This window comes from Opitutus terrae PB90-1 (genome assembly GCF_000019965.1).
GTDB classification, from domain to species: domain Bacteria; phylum Verrucomicrobiota; class Verrucomicrobiia; order Opitutales; family Opitutaceae; genus Opitutus; species Opitutus terrae.
The window spans coordinates 3,946,732-3,968,664 of the sequence record NC_010571.1; the positions used below are offsets into that span (position 1 = coordinate 3,946,732).

Annotated in this window: 1 protein-coding gene (only partly in view); it reads left to right on the top strand. The window is 65.2% G+C overall.

Annotation, left to right across the window (positions count from 1 at the left end; translation table 11 throughout):
* On the top strand, window positions 1-21,924 hold the 3' end of the coding sequence (locus OTER_RS25575; protein ID WP_148218143.1) for an Ig-like domain-containing protein. 22,767 nt of this gene lie to the left of the window's left edge; only the last 21,924 of its 44,691 coding nucleotides appear in the window; the start codon falls outside the window, past its left edge; the stop codon is at window positions 21,922-21,924.
* Window positions 21,925-21,933 lie beyond the last annotated feature (9 nt).

Below are 21,933 nucleotides of genomic sequence, written 5' to 3' on the forward strand. Positions count from 1 at the left end.
CAGGGTGTCGCCGTCCTTCGCAACGCGCAGCAGCAGCCCGTCGAGGAGGGCGTCACCGCGGACCGCGTGATCTTCTACGTGAACGGTGAGGCGATCGGCGCCGCGCAGTCGCTCACGAACGGCGTCGCACGCCGTGCCTACACCGTGCCGGAGGTGGCCGCGACGTTGTCCCGGACGTTCCACGCCACCGCGACCGATCGCGCCGGCCATCAGACGACCTCGCAGCCGGTGGTCGTTTCCGTTCGGCCGACGATTCCGCCGACGATCACCTTCGCTGAACCGACGCCGGCGGAGGGCGCCAGCCTCGCGGAGCTGACGACGTTCACCGTGGCGACGACGACCACCTCCGACCTGCCACTCGCCAGGGTTGAGTTTCGGATTGATGGCGTGCTCGTGGGCACATCGACTGCGAACAATCCCGTCTTCGCGGCGCTGCCGGTTCCGGCCAAGCCGCCGGGGACGACGTTCGTGGTATCGGTCACCGCGTTCGACAACCAGAACGTGACGAGCATCGCCGCGACGCGGACCTACGCCGTGGGACCGGAAACCACGCCGCCGATGGTCGCCTTCATCAGTCCGCCCGAGGGCGCGAAGGTGAAGCCGGGTGAAACCGTGCGCGTGGCGGTGAATGCGACCGACAACAAGGGAATCGCGTCCGTGGCGTTCCACGTGAATGGCGCGGCGACGCCGGCGGCGGTTTGCACCGTCGCGCCCTACAGCTTCGTGTTCGACGCGGCCGGAGCCGTGGCGGGAACGACGATCAGCCTTCGCGCGGTGGCGACCGACTTGACCGGACTCACCAGCGAGGCGAGCCGCAGCTTCACCATCGTTGCTGATGACGTGAAGCCGCTCGTCGCGATCGCGGAGCCGGCGAACGGCGCGACCTTCACGGAAGGCCAGATGATCACCGTGAACGTCCAGGCCTCCGACAACACCGGCGTCGCGCGCATCGAGCTCACGATCGGAGCCCAGACGCTGACCGACAGCCAGGCGCCTTATGTCTTCGTGGTGCGCGCCCCGGCCTCCGAGAGCGGATTGACGGCGTTCAATCTCACGGCCGTGGCCGTTGATCTGCAAGGCAACCGCTCGGATCCTGCGCAGCTGCTGCTCTATGCCCGCGACAGCAGCAGCGCGTCGGGCGCGCCAGTCGTGACGCTGAGTCCGGCGGGCAGCGAACAGAATTCCGGCGCGCTGCTCAGCGTTGACACGTCGCTGGAGGCGTTCTTCGCCGCCAATCCGGCGTCGACCACGGCGCAGTTCAACTGGCTGGCGTCGACCGTCGAGCTCTACGTGGGCAGCGAACCGACTGCGCGCTACCACGGGCTGTATGGCGGCGCCTTCGACTGGCTCCTGCCGACGGTGGCGGCGAACACGGACGCCCGGATCGTGGCGACGATCACATTGGCGGACGGCACGACGACCACCACGACGGTTCCGTTCGCGATCGTTCCGCTGACGGTTTCCGTCAGCGCCGAGGCTCCGCTCACGATTCCGGAGCGTGGCGAGAAAGTGCTTTCGATCGCCGGCCGCGCGAACCCGGACTCGCAATTCGAGATTTACGTCGATGGCGCCAAGACCGAAACGATCGATTACCCGGGGCCGACGCTGCCGATCCTCTACTCGCTGAAGAACACGTTCGCGAAGCCGATCGGCGCGGTTCTCGACGTTGCCGTGCTGCTGCGCGATGCGTCGAGCGAGGAGATCCTCTCGGAAAGCCTCGACCTCAACGTTGTGGCCGGCGACAGCGCGATCCCACTCGTGCCGAGCTCGGATCCCGCGCGTCCGACCATCACAGTGAGCGGGCTGGTGCCGGGGACTTCTTACCTCGAACACGCGGCGATCACCGTGGCAGGAACGGTGACCGATCCGAACGGCGATGCCACGCGCGTGCGCGTCACGATCGCCGGCGTCGAGGTCGGGGCGACGAATCTCGCCGCGGACGGGATGTTCTCGCTGCAGGTGCACGTGCCGATTGTCAGCGAGTTCACGCCGATGACGCTCGCGGCTTACGCCATCGATGCGGCCGGGCATGTTTCGACACCGAGCCAGACGGCGATCAATGCGGTGAACGACACGGAAAAGCCGGTGATCTCGCTCGCGCCGCCGGCGACGATCATGGCCGGCGCCGACTTGATGCTGCGGCCGACAATCACCGACAACGTTGGCATTGGCTCGGTCGTGACCGAGATCACGCGCGACGGCACGGTGCTGCGGACATTCCGGGACCAGTATGGCGAAAACGCGCTGTCGCGGGCATTGCAGTTGGGCGAGGCGGTTGGAACCGATTCGATGGGCCGGACCCTGAAGGTCACGACGACCGCGACGGACTTCGCCGGCAACAGCAGTACTGCGTCGGCCGACATCGAGGTGATGTCCGTTTACCACGTGGCGCAGCATGCGTATGGCCGGCCGCTGCCCGGCCGGATCACGCACCTGGTGTATTCCGGCGGCCGGTTGTTTGGCGTGTTCACGATCCGGCGGAGCGACACGCTCTCCGAGAGCTTTGTCTTTGCGGCGGAAGAACCGACCGCCGGAGAGCTGACTTTGCTGGATGTCGTCTCAACCGAGTCCGTGGTGACCGCGCTCGCCGCGGCGAAGGGCCGGCTCTACGCGTTCACGGCGGATCGTTCGCTGCTGGTGGTGGATGGATCGAATCCGGCGGATCTTGTGATCACGTTCCGGAGCAGCGTGGCGAGCGCAGTCACCACGGTGGCGGCGTTGCCGGACGGCTTGGTGGCAGGCGGGAACACGCTCGCGGTCTTCGGGCTCACAGATCCGGACAACCCGACGCTCGAAAGCTCGATTGCTCGCGCCACTTCGCGGCTCGAAGCGCGCGGCGGGTTCATCTACGCCGGCAATGGCAGCGAAGTTCAGGTGCTCAACCGCCGGCTTGAAGACGTGAAGCGTTACAGCGTGGGTGCGGCGGACGCGCTGGTGTTGCAGCCCGAGGGACTCGTCGCCGCGAACGGCGCCGCCGTCAGGTGCTTCGTGGACGGGGCGATGTTGAGCCCGACGACGGATGCCGAGCAGATCGCCGGGCCGGCCTGGAACGCGGCTGGAAACGTGCGCGATCTTGCCGCGGTGGGATCGCGGCTCATCGCAGTCGCAACGGCTCAAGGTCTCGAGGTTGCCCGGCTGTCCGGCCAGGCGGGACTCACGCAAGTGGCGGCATTCGGAAGCTCGCAGGGCGCCGGTGCGATTGCCACCGGCGGCGCGGGCCGGTATTTCACGGTGCAAGACGACGGTGGGTTGTTTGCGATCGACGTGAACGTCAGCGCGGCCCAACTCCCGGCGAGCTCCGTGCTGGCGCTGACCGGCGAGGCGGTCGACGTGGAGGTGGTCGGCAATCTGGCCATCGTCGCGAAGGGGCAGACCGGACTCACGTTGGTTGACGTCGCACGACCGGAAAGTCCGCGGCTGGTGCGCAACGTCACTACGCCCGCGAGCGTCGTTGCTTTGGCGCATCGCGGAAACCGGCTCTATCTCGGGCTCGGGCTGGCGGGCGTGCTGCAGACGCCGCTAGATCGGATCGGCAACGCCGTGGCCGGGACGCCAGTGGCGGTGCAGGGCGGAGTGAACGAACTGATCGCGGCGGATTCGTGCCTCGTCGCCGTCGGTGGCGGCGTGACGTTGCTGGATCCGGTTTCGCTGGCGCTGTTGAATTCGCTCGCGATCACGGGCGAGGTGCGGGACGCGGCGGTCAGCGGCCATCGGTTGGTGGTCGCTACGGCGACAAATGGCGCGACGGTGTATGATATTTCGGATCCCGCGCATCCGGCGACGCTCGTGACGCTGCCGGCGCCCAGCGGCGAGATCACGGCCGTTCATCTTGCCGCCGGAACGCTCTATCTGGGTCGGTGGGATAACGCGCAGGCTTCGCCCTCGTTCATCGAGCAGTATGGCGACGGTGTCGCGCCACTCGACCAGCGGATTGGCCGCATCAATGCCACGGCGATTCCGTCGCGGATCGACGGTCTGAGCAGCTGGGGCAACCGGCTGGTGGTGGTGTGCGGAAATTCCGGCGTGGCGCTGGTGAATCCGACGGACGGCGCGGTGAGCCTGCAGGACACGCCGGACTTCGCGCGGTCGGCGCGCAGCGTGGGCGCGGCGCTGCTCGTGGCGGATTCCTTTGGCGGGCTGCGGACGTTCACGATGGATCCGGCCGCGGATTGGGCGGAAGTGCGCGCCAACGTGCCGGCGCCGCGCTTCGACATTCCGAGTGGCGGCGAGCAACTGATCACGTTCTCCACGGCGAGCCTGTCGGGTGTTTCGCGTGTGATCGTGACGGTGAACGGCGCGCCGTCGCTCGAGCTGCGCGAGCCGCCGTTTGCGTATTACCTACGCGTGCCGGCGAATGCCCCGCCCGGTGGGGAGATCAACGTCGGCGCGACACTCGAAACGATCGCGGGTAACACCGCGTCGCTGGCCCATCCAATCGTGGCGCGGATTGTCGGGGGCTTGGCCAACGACAAGGTGCCGCCGACGGTGACGCTCGACGCGTTGCCGGCAAGTGTCGCGGAAGGGCAGGCGATCCGCTTGACCGCTACGGCCGCGGACAACGCCTCCACGCCGAGCGTGACGTTCTTTGTCGACGACGCGCTGGTCGCCGTGGACGCGGCGGCGCCGTATGCAGTGACCGTCAATGCGCCAGCCGTGACGGCGAACCGGACGATCACGATTCGGGCGCAGGCGGAAGACGGGGCGGGCAACGTGGCGTTCGCGGAGCGGACGATCACGGTCCTGGACGACGCGACGCCGCCGGCGATCCCGGTGTTCGTTTCGCCGAATCCGGTGGGCAATCGGCAGGCGGTCGCGAACACGCTGCTGCAGGTGCAGGCCCGCGCGCTCGACGCGACGGCGGTGTGGAAGGTCCAGCTGCTGCTCGACGGCGTGCTCGTCGGCGAAGACATGCAGGCGGGCACGGGAGCGCTCGCCGATACCTACGAGTTCCAGCTCGCCGTTCCGCCGGTCGCGAGCGGGGCGCCGTGGGTGTTGACGCTGGTCGCCTGGGACTACGCGGGTCACAGCACCACCTCGGCGCCGTTGAGTCTCACGATCGCCGAGGATCAGCCGCCGACGATCTCCTTCGTGCGGCCGGCGGCGGACCAAAGCTTCGTCGGCGGCACCACGCTGACCGTCGAGCTGAATGCGCAGGACGACGTCAGCGTCGTGGCCGTGACGTTGTCGCTGGATGGACAACCGCTCGCCACGCTCACGCAGCCGCCGTTCGTAGTCCCCGTGCCGCTGGCGACCACGATGAGTCCGCTGGTGCGCACACTCCGCGCCGAAGTCACCGGTTCCAAGAACCAGACCACATTCGCCGAACGCACCATCACGGTCCGTCCGGACACTCCGCCGGTGGTGGCGATCAATTCCCCGGTGAACAACGCGACGCACACGCGCGGGTTGCCGTTGCTCCTGTCCGCCGAGGCCACCGACGATGTCGGCGTCACCTCGGTCACCTTCGAAGTCAACGGCACGCAGGTGGCGGAGCTCACCGCGCCGAACGGCGGCGGACAGGTGTATCGGTATTCGCTGCCGGTGGCCGCGAACACCGCCGCGGAGACGCTGAGCGTGGTGGCCCGGGCGCGCGACACGGCGGGAGCGATCACGCCGGCCGCTGCGACCGTCACGCTTGTCGACAGCGCTCCGCCGACGGTCGAAATCGCCAGCGTCGTGCCGGCGCATGCTTACGTTGAGGGCACCGTGGTCAACGTGACGGTGAATGCCACCGCCACCCTCGGCATCAGCCAGGTGGATCTGTATCTCGACGCGGCCGGCAGCACTCCGGTGGCCTCGCTCCCCGGCCATACCGGCGCCGCATATGCCTTCCCAATCATCCTGCCGGAGATCACGGGAGCCACGCAGCCGATGGCGTTCACCGCCAAGGCGCGCGATCTCCGGCTCGTCGAGACCACCTCAGCCGCCGCGGCGTTCACGGTCGTGGAGGACCAGCCGCCGCAAGGCACCTTGCAGGTCGTGGCGGGCAGCACCTACGGCTATTTCGAGAACTCCAATGTGACGTTGAAGGTGGTCGGCACGGATGACGTTGGGATCGCGAGCGTGGAGTTCCAGCGGGACGGGGAAGTCGTGGGCACGGTCACGTCAGGCTCAGCCGGTGTGTTCCAACTCGGCACGCTGCTCCCCGATGTCCCGACCGGCACCGGCAAGATGACCGTCAGCTACAGCGCCGTCGTCACCGACACCAAGGGCCAGACGCTGGCACTGCCGGCGCAGGCGATCGAGGTCATCGAGGATATGGCGCCGCAGATCGAATTGCGGAGTCCGGCCGAGTCAGACGGGCTGATGGGCGGCTCGTATGAGCGGGTGATCGCCTTCGTGACGGACGACCAGCAAGTGGCGCAGGTGAAGGTGCTGGTGGACGGGGCGGTGGTGGCGACTCTCACGCTCAACACGCAGAGCGGCAACTACGAGGGTCGCTTCATCGTGCCGGGCAAGCCGCGGCTCGCGACGTTCACCCTGCAGATCGAGGCTACCGACAATCATGGCGTGCCCGCGCTCTCACCGCTGACGACGCTGACAGTGGACGCGACCGCTCCGGCTGTGGGCTCGATTGCGATCACCGGCGACGCGGTCCTGGCCCCGCAGGACAGCAGCACGCTGCTGGTCAGCGACGGTTCCGGTAACCGGATTCTCCAGGCTACCGCAGCCGGCGAGCTGCTCGAGTGGGCGGACGCCGTCACGCCTGCAAATCCGGCCGGCGGGCTGACTGCGATCAGGCAGGCGAGTCACGTATGGTTCCGCGCGGCGGGGAATCAGGTGCAGCTCTTCAGCCGGACCGGCTCGCCGCACCAGCGGCCGCCGAGCGGAGTGCTGTCGGCGGTGGTTGCGCCGATGATGACGCTCCCGCTGTCGGCGGCTGTTCGCCAGCTCGACGTCGTGAACGAGCACCTGTTTGTGGCGCTCGCAGACGGGCAGCTGAAATTCTACAACCTCTCGTATCTCGACGATCCGGTGGAGGCGTGGTCGCCGCTACCGTTGGGCGGCGTCAACCGGTTCGCTCATGCCGGGAGTGCGATGGCGACGACGACCGCGACCGGATTCGCCCTCTACGATCTCGGCTACAATCTCGCGGACCATCAGCTGATCATCGATTGGCGCTCGGAGGTTGAGCACGCCGGCATTCGCGACCTGGTCATCGTGGGTAACCAGCTGTGGGTGGCGGATGCCACCACGGTGCGCCGCTACGACATCTCGAATCGCGCGACGCCTACGCCGCAGCCGGCAGCGGACATCGCGTTCGCGGCCACCGAGCTCCGCGCGTTCGGGCCACTGCTCGTGGCCAAGGCGGCGGACCGGCTGAGCCTCGTGTTCATCGACGCACAAGCAGGCACGATGCTGGCGACGTTGCGGCTGGAGCGGCCGGTGGGCGACCTCGCGTTGTATGGCAACACGCTGTATCTCGAGGAGGCCGGACGAATCGTGTCCCGTCGGATCGATGTCGGACTCGCGGACGCGGCGGAAGTGACCTTGAACGTAGGCACGGCCGTCTACGAAGGTGGCCGGCTCAGCTACCAGGTTGCGTTCGCGCCGGATACGTTGCCGACCTACTGCGAGGTGCTGCTCGACGGAGCGCCGATCCAGAGCTTCAACGCGGGGCGCCGGGATTACGTGTTCATCGCACCGAACACCGCCGGCAGCGAGGTCGTGTTGAGAACTCGCACGGTCGCGCCGGACGGGAGCGTGACGCTGGGCGACGAGGTTGCGGTGACGATCGATGATCATGTCCAGACACCGCATGTCTCGATCGGGACGGACAGCACGCTGCCGGACGACGCGGTGGCGCCGAACTCGGAACTCGGCATCTTCGTGTCCGCCCAGAGTAACGCCTGGCCCGGACTGCCGGTGCAGAGCGTGACGCTGACCGTCGATGGTACAGCTTGTGAGATTGGTCGGGTGCCCGGATCGCCGAGCGACTGGGTGGCCGTCACCTTCATCGCGTTCGATTCGGCCAAGACCACCGTCGAGCTCGTTGCGACCGCGACCGACATCAACGGCAACGTCGCTACGCAGACCCGCAGCCTGCCGCGCGTGGCCGACTCGGCGCCGCCGACGGTCGGCTCGCTCGTGCCGGCGGACGGCGCGCAGGTCTACGAAGGCGATACGCTCCACGTCAGCGCGGTCATGACCGACGACCTCGGGCTAACGGCGGCGTCAATCGAGGTGAGCGGATTCGCACCGATCACGAATTTCAGCGGCGTGTCGGGCGGGCGGCAGGTGTCCGGATCGGTGACGCTGCCCGAAGTGACGGCCGACACGCCGTTGACGGTGACCTACCGCGCCACGGACCTCGGCGGCCGCGAGACCGTGGTGACGCAATCCGTCACGATCTTGAATGACGATGCGCCGGGGGCGGTGACGCTCCAGTGTTCGGATCAAGGCAGCTATCTCGTCTCGAACCAGCAGACGACGTTCACGGTCACAGCGACGGACGATCGCGGCGTGGCGCGGGTGGAGTGGTTCGATGGCAGCAACCAGCTGTTGAACACCGACATGGTTGCGCCTTTCCGTTATGACTTCGTTCCGCCGGTGGTCAGCGCCGAGACACCGTTCTCGATCCACGCGGTGGTGTACGATGCGAAGGGGCAGCAAACCGCGTCTGAGGTGCTGAACTACACGATCGTGCGCGAACCGCCGATCGTGGCGAACGTGCCGGAAGCCGGGCTGCGGATGTGGCTTAAAGCCGACGTGGGTGTCGTGAGTGATGCCTCGGGCAAAGTCAGCGTGTGGCAGGACCAGAGCGGGCAGGGGAAAAACGCGACCCAGACCTCCGCCTCGGCGCAGCCGGTGGTCACGATGAATGTGGTCAACGGTCAGCCGGTGGTGCGGTTCTCCGGGAGTCAGTTCCTGCAACTGCCGAACCTGATGAGTGGTGCGACGGCGGGCGATGCGTTCGTGGTGATGAAGTCGATGGAGCCGATAAGCGGGCAATATCCTGGGGTGTGGAGAATTGGATCGAGTGGGCAAGACAACTACCATCCGCATGGGAGTTACCGCCGGATTCACGAGGACTTTGGTTCGAACTGGAACTACCAGTTTTCACTGCCGCCCCTGCCGCTGAACACCTACTACCTCTACAACGTTTCGGCGAAGGCCAACGAGTGGATCGCGCGGCAGAACGGCCGGGCTTTCTACAGCCGTCAATCCAACACGGTGGGGTTCCGGAGCGATCCCGCACTGGGCACGGCGTCGGGTGGTTCAAGCAACGGGCTGCAAGGCGACATCGCCGAGGTGATCATCTACGACCGGGTGTTGACCAACGCCGAACGTGAGGCGTTGGGCAAGTACATCGCTGCGAAGTACGGCTTTATCGTGGCACCGTCTGCCCCGACCAACCTGACGGCAGTGGCGTTGAGCAATACGCAGATGCTGCTCACTTGGACCTGTGACCCTGGCAATGGGGCGCAGAGCTACGAGGTTGAGCGCCAGGCTGCTGGAGACACCAGCTTCGTACGGATTGCCACCGTAGCGGACAACACGGACTATCAGGACAACACAGCAGTGTCTGGCACTACCTACGTCTACCGGGTGCGTGCTCGCAACTACGCTGGGACGTCCGCCTACAGCGACGAGGCGAGTGCGACGACGCCCACGGACCTCGCGACGGGTCTGCCCAGCAGTGGACTTCGGCTGTGGCTGAAGGCCGATGCCGGCCTGACGGTTGGGGCCGCCGGGCAGTGGAGTGATCAATCGGGGTCAAACAATCACGCGACTCAGATCGAGAGCGCGGCGGCGCCAAGGATGGTGCCCAACATCTTGAACGGTCGGCCGGTGGTGCGGTTCGACGGCAACGATTACCTGCAACTGCCGAACCTGATGAGTGGTGCGACGGCGGGCGATGCGTTCGTGGTGATGAAGTCGATGGAGCCGATAAGCGGGCAATATCCTGGGGTGTGGAGAATTGGATCGAGTGGGCAAGACAACTACCATCCGCATGGGAGTTACCGCCGGATTCACGAGGACTTTGGTTCGAACTCGAACTACCAGTTTTCACTGCCGCCCCTGCCGCTGAACACCTACTACCTCTACAACGTTTCGGCGAAGGCCAACGAGTGGATCGCGCGGCAGAACGGCCGGGCTTTCTACAGCCGTCAATCCAACACGGTGGGGTTCCGGAGCGATCCCGCACTGGGCACGGCGTCGGGTGGTTCAAGCAACGGGCTGCAAGGCGACATCGCCGAGGTGATCATCTACGACCGGGTGTTGACCAACGCCGAACGTGAGGCCGTCGGCCGGTACGTCACAGAGAAATACGGACTCATTTCCGTGCCTGCGGCGCCGACCAGCGTCGTTGCGACGGCAGTGAGCAACACGCAGGTAAGTCTTGCTTGGACACCGGTCGCCGGGAACGGAGTTCAGGTATTCGATATCGAGAGGAGACTCGCTAGTGACGCCGATTTCGCCGTGTTGGCCCGAGATATCGCGGCGATGGGCTACCAAGATAATACCGCTCTCGCCGGGACGACCTATCGCTATCGGATATGGGCCCGGACCTATGCGGGTCCGGCTGCATCAGGTGTTGAGGCGAGTGTCACGACACCTGACAACTGTTCGCAGGTCATGCCGACAGGCGGCTTGCGGCTATGGCTGAGGGCCGACGAGAACTCGGATTCCGGGCCGATTCAGTACTGGCCAGACGCTTCCGGGGTCGCGGTGCGCGGTGCCGTTCCGGCCAACGAGGGGAATCAGCCTTCTTTGATACCTAACATTGTTAATGGCAGGCCGGTGGTTCGCTTTGCAGGCGACCGGAGGCTGAACCTCCCGGCCAATCTTATGAGCGGCGCCGGGGAGGGAGAGGGGTTCGTCGTAGTCAAGATGGCAACCGACAACTCCAACCAAGGCATCTGGAATCTTGGTCCGGCAGGTCGTGTTCAGCGCTATCCGGACGGTGGCGGAGTTATTGAGGAAACGTTCGGCAACAACGGCTATTACCGCGCCGCCAAACCTGCGGTACCACTCACCCAGTTCCATATCTATGGCGTGACAGCCAAAGCAGGTTTCTGGCAGGCCCGGCAGAACGGACGCGCATTCTACACGTCTGCCAGCAACACCGTCGCTTTCCGTACAGATCCGGTGATCGGGGCTGGCTATACTGATGGGCAAGGCTCGCTCAATGGCGACATCGCAGAGGTGCTGATCTACGACCGCGTCTTGAGCGAAACGGAACGAGAAGCCGTGGGGGTATACCTTGGCCGAAAGTTCGCGCTGTTCACCGCACCATCAACGCCGGGGATCGTCGCCAATGCGCTGAGCGACGGGCAGGTGAGCGTGTCGTGGACGGCGGATACTGCAGCCGGTGCGCAAACCATCGAGATCGAACGGCGGACTGCCGGCGAAACCGCCTTCACTCTGGTGGCGACGGTGATCGACGGCATCGGGTACCAGGATGGCGAGACCCAGCCGGGCACCGAGTACTACTATCGCGTGCGGGTTCGTAATTACGCGGGGACTTCCGGCTATAGCCCCGAGATTTCCGTCACGACTCCGGATGTCGCGGGCATGGGAGTACCGACCACGGGACTGCGGCTCTGGTTGAGAGCCGATACTGGTCTCGCCACGGGCCCACTCTCGTATTGGCCAGATCAGTCGGGGGTGGGCATGCGAGGCGCCGTGCCCGCGAATGTGACCAATCGGCCCACGGTGGTGGCGAACGCAATCAATGGACGGCCCGTTGTGCGTTTCGCCGGAGATCAACGGTTGGTGCTACCCGGAAACCTTATGTCCGGCGCCAGCGAAGGCGACGGGTTCGTCGTCGTAAAAACGGCGGCGGAGAACACGAACCAAGGAATCTGGAACCTCGGTCCGATTGGTCGAGTACAACGCTACGCCAATGGCAGCGGACTCATTGAGGAAACGTTTGGCAGCACCAGCTACTACGTCGCGGCCAAGCCGGCCGCACCTCTCACCGCTTATCACCTCTACAACACGACGGCGCAGGGCGATGGCGTGTGGCAATTGCGGCAGAACGGCCGGCTGTTCTACAGCGCCCGCGGCAACACCGTGAGCTTCCGTCCCGATCCGGTGCTGGGCGCCGGCTATCCGGACGGGCAAGGTACGCTAAACGGTGACGTCGCGGAAGTGCTGGTTTACAGTCGCAAGCTGAGCGAACTGGAACGGGAGGCGGTTGGCCGGTACCTCGTAGGCAAATATGCCTTGGTGGCGCCACCGTCGGTACCCACCAATCTGGCGGTCACAGGACTGAGTGCGGGACGGGTGAGTCTGGCATGGGCCTGCGCAGGCACGACGAGCACCCATGTTTTCGACGTGGAGCGACGGGCGGACGGCGAGCCTGCCTTCGCACCAATCGCCTCAGTGGCGGACAGCTTGGGGTATCAAGACAGCACTGCCGTTGGCGGCACCAGCTATCGTTATCGTGTGCGAGCGCGCAACTACGCTGGGGTATCCGGCTATAGCGATGAAGCCGTCGTCACAGTCCCAGCTGGCATTGCCGCCGACATACCAACCGCAGGAATGCGTTTGTGGCTCAAAGCCGATGACGGACTGCTGCCCGGTCCGGTCGACTATTGGCCTGATCGCTCCGGTCCAACCGTTCGCGGTGCCGCTCCGGCGAATGTGGGTTCGCATCCGACCCTCGTAGCCAACGCGGCCAATGGCCGCCCGGTCGTCCGCTTCGCCGGTGATCAACGGCTAGCGCTCCCCGTCAGCCTGATGGCGAATGCGTCCGAAGGTGAGGGGTTCGCGATCGTCAAAATGGCTTCCGACAATAGCGATCGAGGAATCTGGAACTTTAGCCCGCCGGGCGTCGTGCAGCGGTATCCGAACGGCGGTGGTAGCATTGTCGAGACGTTTGGTTCGAGCAGCAGTTATACCGTTCCTAAACCGGCGGTGCCGCTCACGGGTTATCATCTCTACGGCGTCGCGGCGAAGAGTGGTCTCTGGCAGTTGCGACAGAACGGCCAGACCTTCTACACCTCCGCTTCGAACTCAGTAAGCTTCCGGTCGGATCCCGTGATCGGGGCCGGCTATACCGACGGCCAAGGGTCGCTCTACGGCGACATTGCCGAGGTGATTGTCTACGATCGTGTGTTGTCCGAGACGGAGCGGGCAATGGTGCAACTGAGCCTAATGCGCAAATACAACGTCGGCGCGGAGACGCTCACGGCGCTGCCGGCGCCTGGAATTTACGGTCCGCCGCTGCAAGTAACACTGCATGCGATCGCGCCGACGCCGGAAATCTACTACACCACCGACGGCACCGCGCCGGTCCGCGGCGTTTCACCCCGCTACATCGAACCGATTATCGTGACGGAGACGACGCGGATTCGCGCCAAGGCGTTCATCGGCGAGACCGCTACCACCAATGAAGCCGGCGGGCTTTACGCGATCGGCAACCTGCCCGAACCTGTCACGCCACTGTCCGGCGTGGCCGGCACGTATTTCAGCGGCCCGGATTTCTCCGGCAGCAGCACGCGACGAATCGACACCCAGATCGCGAATCCGAACTTCGCCACGCTGCCCACCGATTGGCAGGGAACCTCGGCCAGCGCGCAGTGGACCGGCGAACTCGTCGCGCAGTTCAACGAGAGCCACCAGTTCTTCCTCAAGACCAATGGCGGTGTGCGACTGTGGTTCGATGGCGAGCTGGTGATCGACAGCTGGTCCGACAGCGGCAGCCGCGAGCTTACGTTTACACGCGCGTTGGTTGCTGGAAACCGCTACCCGGTCCGGCTCGAGTTCCAGCGCAAGACCAGCACCGTGGAGCTAACGCTCGACTGGACGTGCAATTCGCTCGTGCGCACGTCCGTGCCGCAGTCGCAGTTCGCCTCCGGCCTGTCGTATTCGGCCATCGCTTCCACCCCGAAAGCGACACCGGCGGCTGGGGCCTATGCGGACGTTGTCACGGTCGCGTTGAGTGCGACGACACCGACGACCGGCGCGCAGATCCGCTACACGCTGGATGGAAGCGAGCCTACGGAGGAATCACTGCTCTATTCAACGCCGTTCACGTTCGCCGAGCCGGTGCAAGTGCGCGCTCGCACCTATGCCGACGCTCACACACCGAGCGGTCTGTTGATCGCCGACTTCGAGCCGCTGTCGCAGACGTTCTCGCGAGCAGTGACCTACCACAAGGTGGAGGTTGGTCCGAGTAACAGCCCGGGCACCGGCACGCTGACCGAACTGGCATTCGAAGTCGGCGGGAATCGCTACTACCTGAATGGCAGCTCAGTCACGACTACGGCAGCGGTCACGAGCGGCACTTTGTCGGAGCTCACCGACACCATCGTCAACAGCTATCCGGTGGGAGTCACCCCCGGTGGCGCCTACATCATCGTCACGCCGCAGCCGGTGGAGATCTCTGCCATCCTCGCCGCCTGCCAGATCAACTACAACGGTGGCTACAATCTGCCGTTGTTCATTAAGTACTACACGTCGGCCGATGCTGGGGCCACGTGGGATCTGATCATGACGGCGGCGCCGATCAGCTGGACGTCGGGCTATGTACGCCTCCCGATCCCGCGGCCGGGAGTGGACTTCTCGCCCGCGTCTGGACTCTACGCCCCGGGCGTGAGCGTGAGCCTCTCGTCCACGCTTTCGAACTCGACGATCTACTACACCCTCGACGGCACGGAGCCGCTCGATTCGACCGCGCAGACGTATGCGGGGCCGATCACGCTGACGCAGCCGGCGTTGATCCGGGCGCGCGCCTACAACGCGGTCGTGCATGGGCTCGACTCCGCGGCGCTGTATCGCGTTGGCGCGGCTCCGGCGGCAGTGACTCCGCTCTCCGGGTTCGCCGCGACATACTTCAAAGCCGCTGACTTCAGCGGCAGCAGCACGCGGCGGATCGACGCCCAGGTCAACAACCCGGATTTCCTGACGCTGCCCACGGGCTGGCAGGGCAACGAGGTCAGCGCCCGTTGGGAAGGCGAACTGCTCGCGCAGTTCACGGAGCCGCATACATTCACACTGACGACGAACGGCGGCGTCCGGCTGTGGTTTGGCGGCGACCTGGTGATCGACGATTGGACCGGTTCGACCAGCCGCACGTTGACGTTCACGCGAGATCTCACCTCCGAGACACGGTATGCGGTCCGGATCGAATATCAGCGTCGTTCCGCCGTCACGCCGCAGCTCGTGTTCAGCTGGTCCGGTCTGTCCACCGTGGCTGCGCCGGTTCCACAATCACAGCTAATCTCGGGACAATCCTTTGGTAGCACGGTTTCCACCCCGGTCGGTGCCACGCCGGGCATCTTCCTGCCAGGCGGACTGCAAGGGCAGTATTTCAACAACACCAGCGTTTCCGGAGCCCCGGTGCTCGTGCGCACGGATGCGGTCGTGGACTTCGGTTGGGGCAACAGCGCGCCGGCGGCCCAGGTGAACGCGGACAGCTTCTCCGTGCGATGGGAGGGCTTCGTGGAAGCGCCGGTTACCGGCGGCTACGTGTTCAGCACCGTCAGCGACGACGGCATCCGGCTGTGGGTGAACAACACTCAGTTGATCAGCAACTGGACTGGACACGGCGACACGGTCGACACCAGTGCGTCGATCATCCTCGAAGCGGGCCAGCGTTATCCGATCAGGCTGGAGCACTTCGACGGCGGCGGCGGTGCCACGGCGCGCTTGCGTTGGAGCTATCCGGGCCAATCGACCACGACGATCCCGTCGGCCCGGCTTTACGCGACGGGCCACGCGACCGAGTTCCCGGCGGGCTCGACGGTGACGCTGACCGTGGGCACGCCGGCAAGTGGCGCGCAGATCTACTACACCTTCAATGGCGCCGAGCCCACGCCAGACGCGACGCTCTACACCGGCCCCATCACGATCCTGGAGTCAGGCACGCTGCGCGCGCGGGCGTATGCCCCGGACCACAACGAGAGCGGACTCTTCACGGCGACGTATACCGTCACGTTTATCGCGCCGACGTTCACCGCGGCCTCCTTCAACGGTCAACCGACGCCCGTCATCCTAGCGACGAACGGCTCGGCAGAGGTTACGACGAAGGTGGGCGAGGGCGCGGCCTTTGCCGTCCTGGCCAGTGGCGCGCCATCGCCGACCTTCCAGTGGCGGAAGAATGGCACCGATATTCCGGGTGCGACCAGCGCCGGGTACGCGATTACCGCGGCCACCGCAGAGGACGCCGGCTCGTATTCCGTGGTAGCCACCAATCCGGGCGGCTCGATCACGAGCGGCACGTTCGTGCTCACGGTCGCGGTCCCGCCCGCGATCACCGCCCAGCCGGCGGGAGCTTCGGTCGACGCTGGCGCTCCGGTGTCGTTCACGGTGGTCGCGACGGGTGTGCCGGCGCCGACTTATCAATGGCAAAAGGACGGGACCGCCATCGCCGGGGCGACCAGTGCGACCTACACGATCCCCGCCGTGGCCGCGAGGGATGCCGGCAGTTACTCGGTCGTCGTTGCGAATAGCGCTGGTTCAGTCACGAGCGAATCTGCAGTTTTGACCGTCCTGCTGCCGCCGACGGTCATCGTGGTGACCGCGGATCGGACTGTGAACCCGGGCGAGTGGATCAGCGAAAACGAGGTCACGATCGACGGTGCGACGCTGACGCTCATCGGTTCGCACTCCATCAAGAGTTTGACGCTGGCCAACGGCGCGGTGCTCACGTCGGCCGAGACGACGGCGACGGAAGAGCACGTCCTCAACCTCACGGTGCAGGATACCGTCGAAATTGATGCGTCGAGTCGAATTGACGTCAGCGAGCACGGTTATCTCGGCGGCAATCGTGCCGGCAATGCTTCGAAAGCGGGCCGGACTTACGGAAACCTCGAGGGCTCGGTTGGCGTTGCCGGTGGTAGCTATGGAGCGTGGGGTGGTCGTTCGGACGCTAATTACGAGAACCGCGCCGGATACGCGTACGGGCAGTTCACCAATCCGGCCCAACTGGGCTCGGGCGGCGGATCGTCCGGGGCGTCGAATCCGGGCGGAGACGGCGGTGGCCTCGTCCGCCTCACCGCCGGCGCGCTCAAGCTCCACGGCGCGATTTTGGCGAACGGCGGAGGAAAGGACGCCACAACGGAGGAGAACCGCTACAATGGCGCCGGAAGCGGCGGCGGCATCTGGCTCAACGTCGGCACGATCGAAGGAACCGGGACGATCTCTGCGGATGGTGGTAGCGCTGATCACACGAGTGCAGCCACCGCCGCAGGTAGTGGCGGACGGATCGCGATTCTCTACCAGGATGCGAGTGGCTACGATTTCGAGCAGGTTCACGCTTTTGGCGGGACCGCTTATCAGGGTGCGGCTGGACCGAACAACGGCGGAGCCGGCACGATCTATCTCGAGCAGGTCGGTGTGCATCCGACCGGCGCGGGCGACCTGATTGTCGACAACGGCGGAACCGTCGGTGGCTCCACCCCGATCTACGCGCTCAATACCACCTTCTACGAATACACTCCGGCCGTCACCGCGCTTGATCCGGCCAATACGCGACTGATCGATGCCAATGTCTACCTCCCTGTAGACGACCCCGCGATCGGTGATATTGGGGCGGCGGGTTGCTGGGTGCAGCCTGATATCGAACTGCCGTACTACTACCGCGTCACGACGAACGACGGGACCTCACTCACCGTGGCCGATCCCGGTAGCACGTTCGCGCAGACCGCGAGTGTTGGGGCGCGATACCGTGGGGTCACTCTTCTTTCCAGCCTCCAGCTGAAACGGAGTGGTTCGCTCTGGACCAACGGTACGCTGGTCATCGTCGGCGGATTGGTGGAGGCCGAGCCCGGGTGCGGCTGGAATAGCGATTACGGGACAGAGTATATCGAACAGATCAACCAGCCGTTGGAACTGACCCGGGCCGAGGCGACGCCCATCCTTTCACAGCTCGAGAGCACGGCGCGATTGTTCCTCCCGTTCAGTGGCGAGGTCCTCGATCATTCGGCGGGCGCGCTCGCGACTTCGGCGACCGCACCCACATTTGGCGCTTCGCGCTACGCCGAGCCGGCCGAGGCGCTCGCCCTCGATGGCAGCTTGCAGCGGGTGGTCTCGGTGAGCTCAGGTTCGCTCGCCACGATCCTCAATGGCTCGTTTAGCATCTCCTGCTGGCTGCTCGCCGATGAGAATTCGTGGGAACAGAGCCTGGATCACTATTTCCTCGGCAAGGGTGACGAGGGCTCCGCAGGGGCGTTGTGGGCCCGCTACGTCGCAACGACCCGCGTAATCGAGTTCGGACTTCGCAGCGACGCGGGCCAACTTGTGACGGTTCCGTTCCTGCCGGCTGGTAGCTACTACGGCTTCGACCCAGGACGCTGGTGCCACTACGTCCTGATGGTCGATCGGGCGGCGGGGCGAATCCGCGCCTTCGCAGATGGTGTCATGGTCAACGTCGTGCCGCTGCCCGCCGGGTTCGTGATGAGCAACGCGGATTCACTCCTCGTGGGCGGCTCGCGTCTCGTGGACGATCCGGCCACGGAAAGCCGCTGGAACGGCCGGATTGACGACGTCCTGCTCAGGGACACGACACTGTCGCACCGGCAAGTCATGGCCTTGCTCTTCAACGAGAGCTACGCCCCGGCGCCACCCACCTTGGTTCTACCGTCGACGGCCGGGACGGTCAGCACTTCGGTCACGGTCGATTGGCTGGAGTCCACCGATCCCGACACGCCGCCCAGCCAGCTCACGTATGAAGTTGAATACAGTTTCAATCCCGCCGACTGGGGATGGAATACGGCCGTGGGTGAAAGCGACCATCACGCTTCCTCCAATTACACCCTGGACCTGACCGGATCGTCGGACTCGACGCAGTTTTACCTGAGAGTACGGGCGTTTGACGGCGTTAACTACTCGGAGTGGACAACAATCGGCCCGATGCGGTTCGACGACGGACCGCCGCGCAATCCTTGGGTTCGGATGGCGGGGGGGAACTACGTCTACACTGCGGCGGCCGAGCTGTATGGATGGGCGGAGGGTGCGTCTCACGTTTTGATCAGCGAGTCACCGACCTTTGCGGGGAGTTCCGAGACCGATTGGCGGCCGCTCAATGCCTACGAAGATGATCCATACCCGATCACGCTGTCGTCGGGCTTGGGCGAGAAGACGCTCTACGTGAAATTCCGCGACGTGTATGGCACCGAGTCGGCGGTGGTCAGTGCGATGGTAACGGTTTTGCCGCCACCAGATCTAACGGTCACCTCCCAAACGAGCCTGACCCCCGCGGATATTCCGTCGGATGCCGATGTGGTGGTGGACGGAACTTTCCTGACGTTGGCGGGCGAGTACACCATGAACAGCCTGCGGCTCATCAACGGTGCGACCATCACGCATCCAGCAGCGACCGAAACCAACGAATACCGGCTGAAGATCTCCGCGGCTGCGTTTGTCGAGATCGCGGAGGGCAGCGAAATCGACGTGAGTAGCTGTGGTTACCAGAGGGCCCGGACTCACGGCAATGTGGTCTATTCGACCTCGACCAGCGATATCTCGGGCGGGAGTCACGGCGGCTATGGCGGCAGCACCGGAGGCGTTCGCGCTGAGGTTTACGGAGATTTCCGGTATCCCATCGCACTCGGTAGTGGACCCAGCCTGGGCGCGCCTGGCAGCGGCGGCGAAGGCGGCGGCGCCATTCAAATCAGCACCGGCCGGATGATCCTGGCGGGGGATATCTGGGCGGTTGGCTACAACGGAGGCGCGGGTGGGAGCGTGTTGCTCGACGTGGCAAGTCTGGAAGGCGCCGGTCAAATCAATGTTCGGGGTGGAAATGCCGATTGCGGAGGCGGCGGTGGCCGCGTGGCATTGTACGCGGGCGAGCTGAGGGGCGGTTTCAATCCGGAGGACCAGATCCACGCCAACGGCGGCCGGAACTATTGGGCTAGCGACAGCCAGCCGGGAGGCGCCGGCACCGTCTTTGTCGAGCTTGGCGGCAGCACGCCGGGGCAGCTCCGAATCGACAACGCGGGGTATTCGTCCAACGCGCCCGCCACCGCGATCTGGTTTGGGAACCGCTACGACGCTTCGCAGCAGCCTGACTACTCCGACGATCCCAACCCGATTTCACTCGACCTCGCGCAATCCGACAACGCTCCCGTGAGGTTGGAAGTATCGGCCGACGCGAGCTACCGCGACATTCGCCTCGACGGCATCGAGCTGACTGTGCCCGCAATCGACGCTTCCGGCGAGGTGACGCTGCGCAACAACGCGGTGCTGACGAGCAGTGTGATCCACGCCGCCGGTGCAGTGTCGCTGGACAGCTCGCGCTTGGTGGCGGAGGACCTCACCGCTGGTGGGGCGGTCACGCTGGCGGACTATTCGGAGCTGACGTCGGCAGCGACCACCATCGCGGTGGAACACGGTCTCACCATCGAGGCGGCGGCGGTGAACATCGACGCCACCAGTCAGATCGACGTGAGCGGAAAGGGTTATCCGCAGGGCTACACCTTCGGCCTGATCCCGTTCAATGCCTCCACCGCCGGCGGGAGCCACGGTGGGTTTGGCGGTAGCTCGTCGTCAGCGGTGTGCGACGTCTACGGTGACTTCCGTTCGCCAGTGGCACCGGGCGCCGGAGCCGGGAGCGCCGCCTACGGGGGCGCGGGAGGCAGCTTCCTCCTGCTGACAGCGGCAAGTGTTTCGCTCGAAGGCGAGATCGCTGCTGACGGCGAAAGCGGTTCACCCGGCGGTGGAGCTGGCGGGAGTATTTGGCTCGAGGTCGGCAGCATGACCGGTTCCGGTTCGATTCGCGCCAACGGCGGAGCGGGTCCGGGTGCGTCCTGCGGCGGGGGCGGAGGCGGCCGCATTGCCATCTATTACGGCGGGTATTCGCTCGGGTTCGACGAGCAATCGATTCAGGCGGCCGGCGGGGCGAGCCTCGATGGATCCGAGCACAACGGCAGCGCTGGCACGATCTACCTCGAAAGCCACGATCTCGATCTCGCGGGCGCGGGCGTTCTCACCATCGATGGACGCGGTGTCTCGGGCACACGCGGCACTCCGTTGCGCGGAGTTGGGTGGGGGACAATCACGTCCCTGAGTGGGACCACACTCTTCGACTCCAGTGCAGCGTTCCCCCTGCCCAATATGACGACCGGCGCGGCTGGGCTGCGTGGACTCTGGGTCCAGCCGGATTTTTCGACGCCGCAGTACTTCCGCGTCGCAGGGAACGATGCCGCTTCGCTGACCGTGACCGACGACGGTTCGTTCGCCGATACGGCGCACGTGGGTGACACCTATCGGGGCGTTGTGCTGCTGCGAAATGCAACGGTCCGCGGGCCGGCGCTCGTGCGGAGCCAGGATCCCCTGGTGCTGCTTCAGTACCCGCTGACACTCGAGAACGGCGCGCAATGGATCCAGGAGGGCACGCTGCACCACTATCCCTTCACGGGCGATGCCACGGATGTGATTGGAACCGCCGACGGTGCGGTGAGCGGCGCCACGCTCACGACGGATCGGCACTGGAACGAAAACAGTGCCTATCAGTTCGACGGCGACGATTCCATCAGCGTCGGCCAGGCGGATCTCACTGCGGCTGGGCTCGGCGGCAACATCTACGTCTCGGCCTGGGTGAAACTCGACTCAACGGCGACGAACCGGCCCACGATCATTTCGAAGTCCACCGGCACTGCGGGTGCGGAAACGTTCTGGTTCGGCTTCTCGGCGGACGGTAACTATCTCGGCGCAGCCACCACCGGCGCCAGCGGCACGGTGATCAACTACGACGACGAGGAGTTCCCGCGCGACACGTGGACGCACGTGGGTTGTTTCTACGACAAGACGGCGCGCACGGTGACGCTCTTCGTCAACTGGACCATGGTTGCGAGCTGGTCCACGGGAGCTGACGCGCAGCTTTCCAGCTCCGCCACGGCTCCATTCGTGATCGGCTCGATCCACGACGGCATGACCGGCACCAACTTTTTCAAAGGAACCATCGACGAGGTGATCATCGCGGACCGGCCGATCGGTGCGCGCGACCCCGAACCCCCGCCGGCCAGCTAACGCTCGATC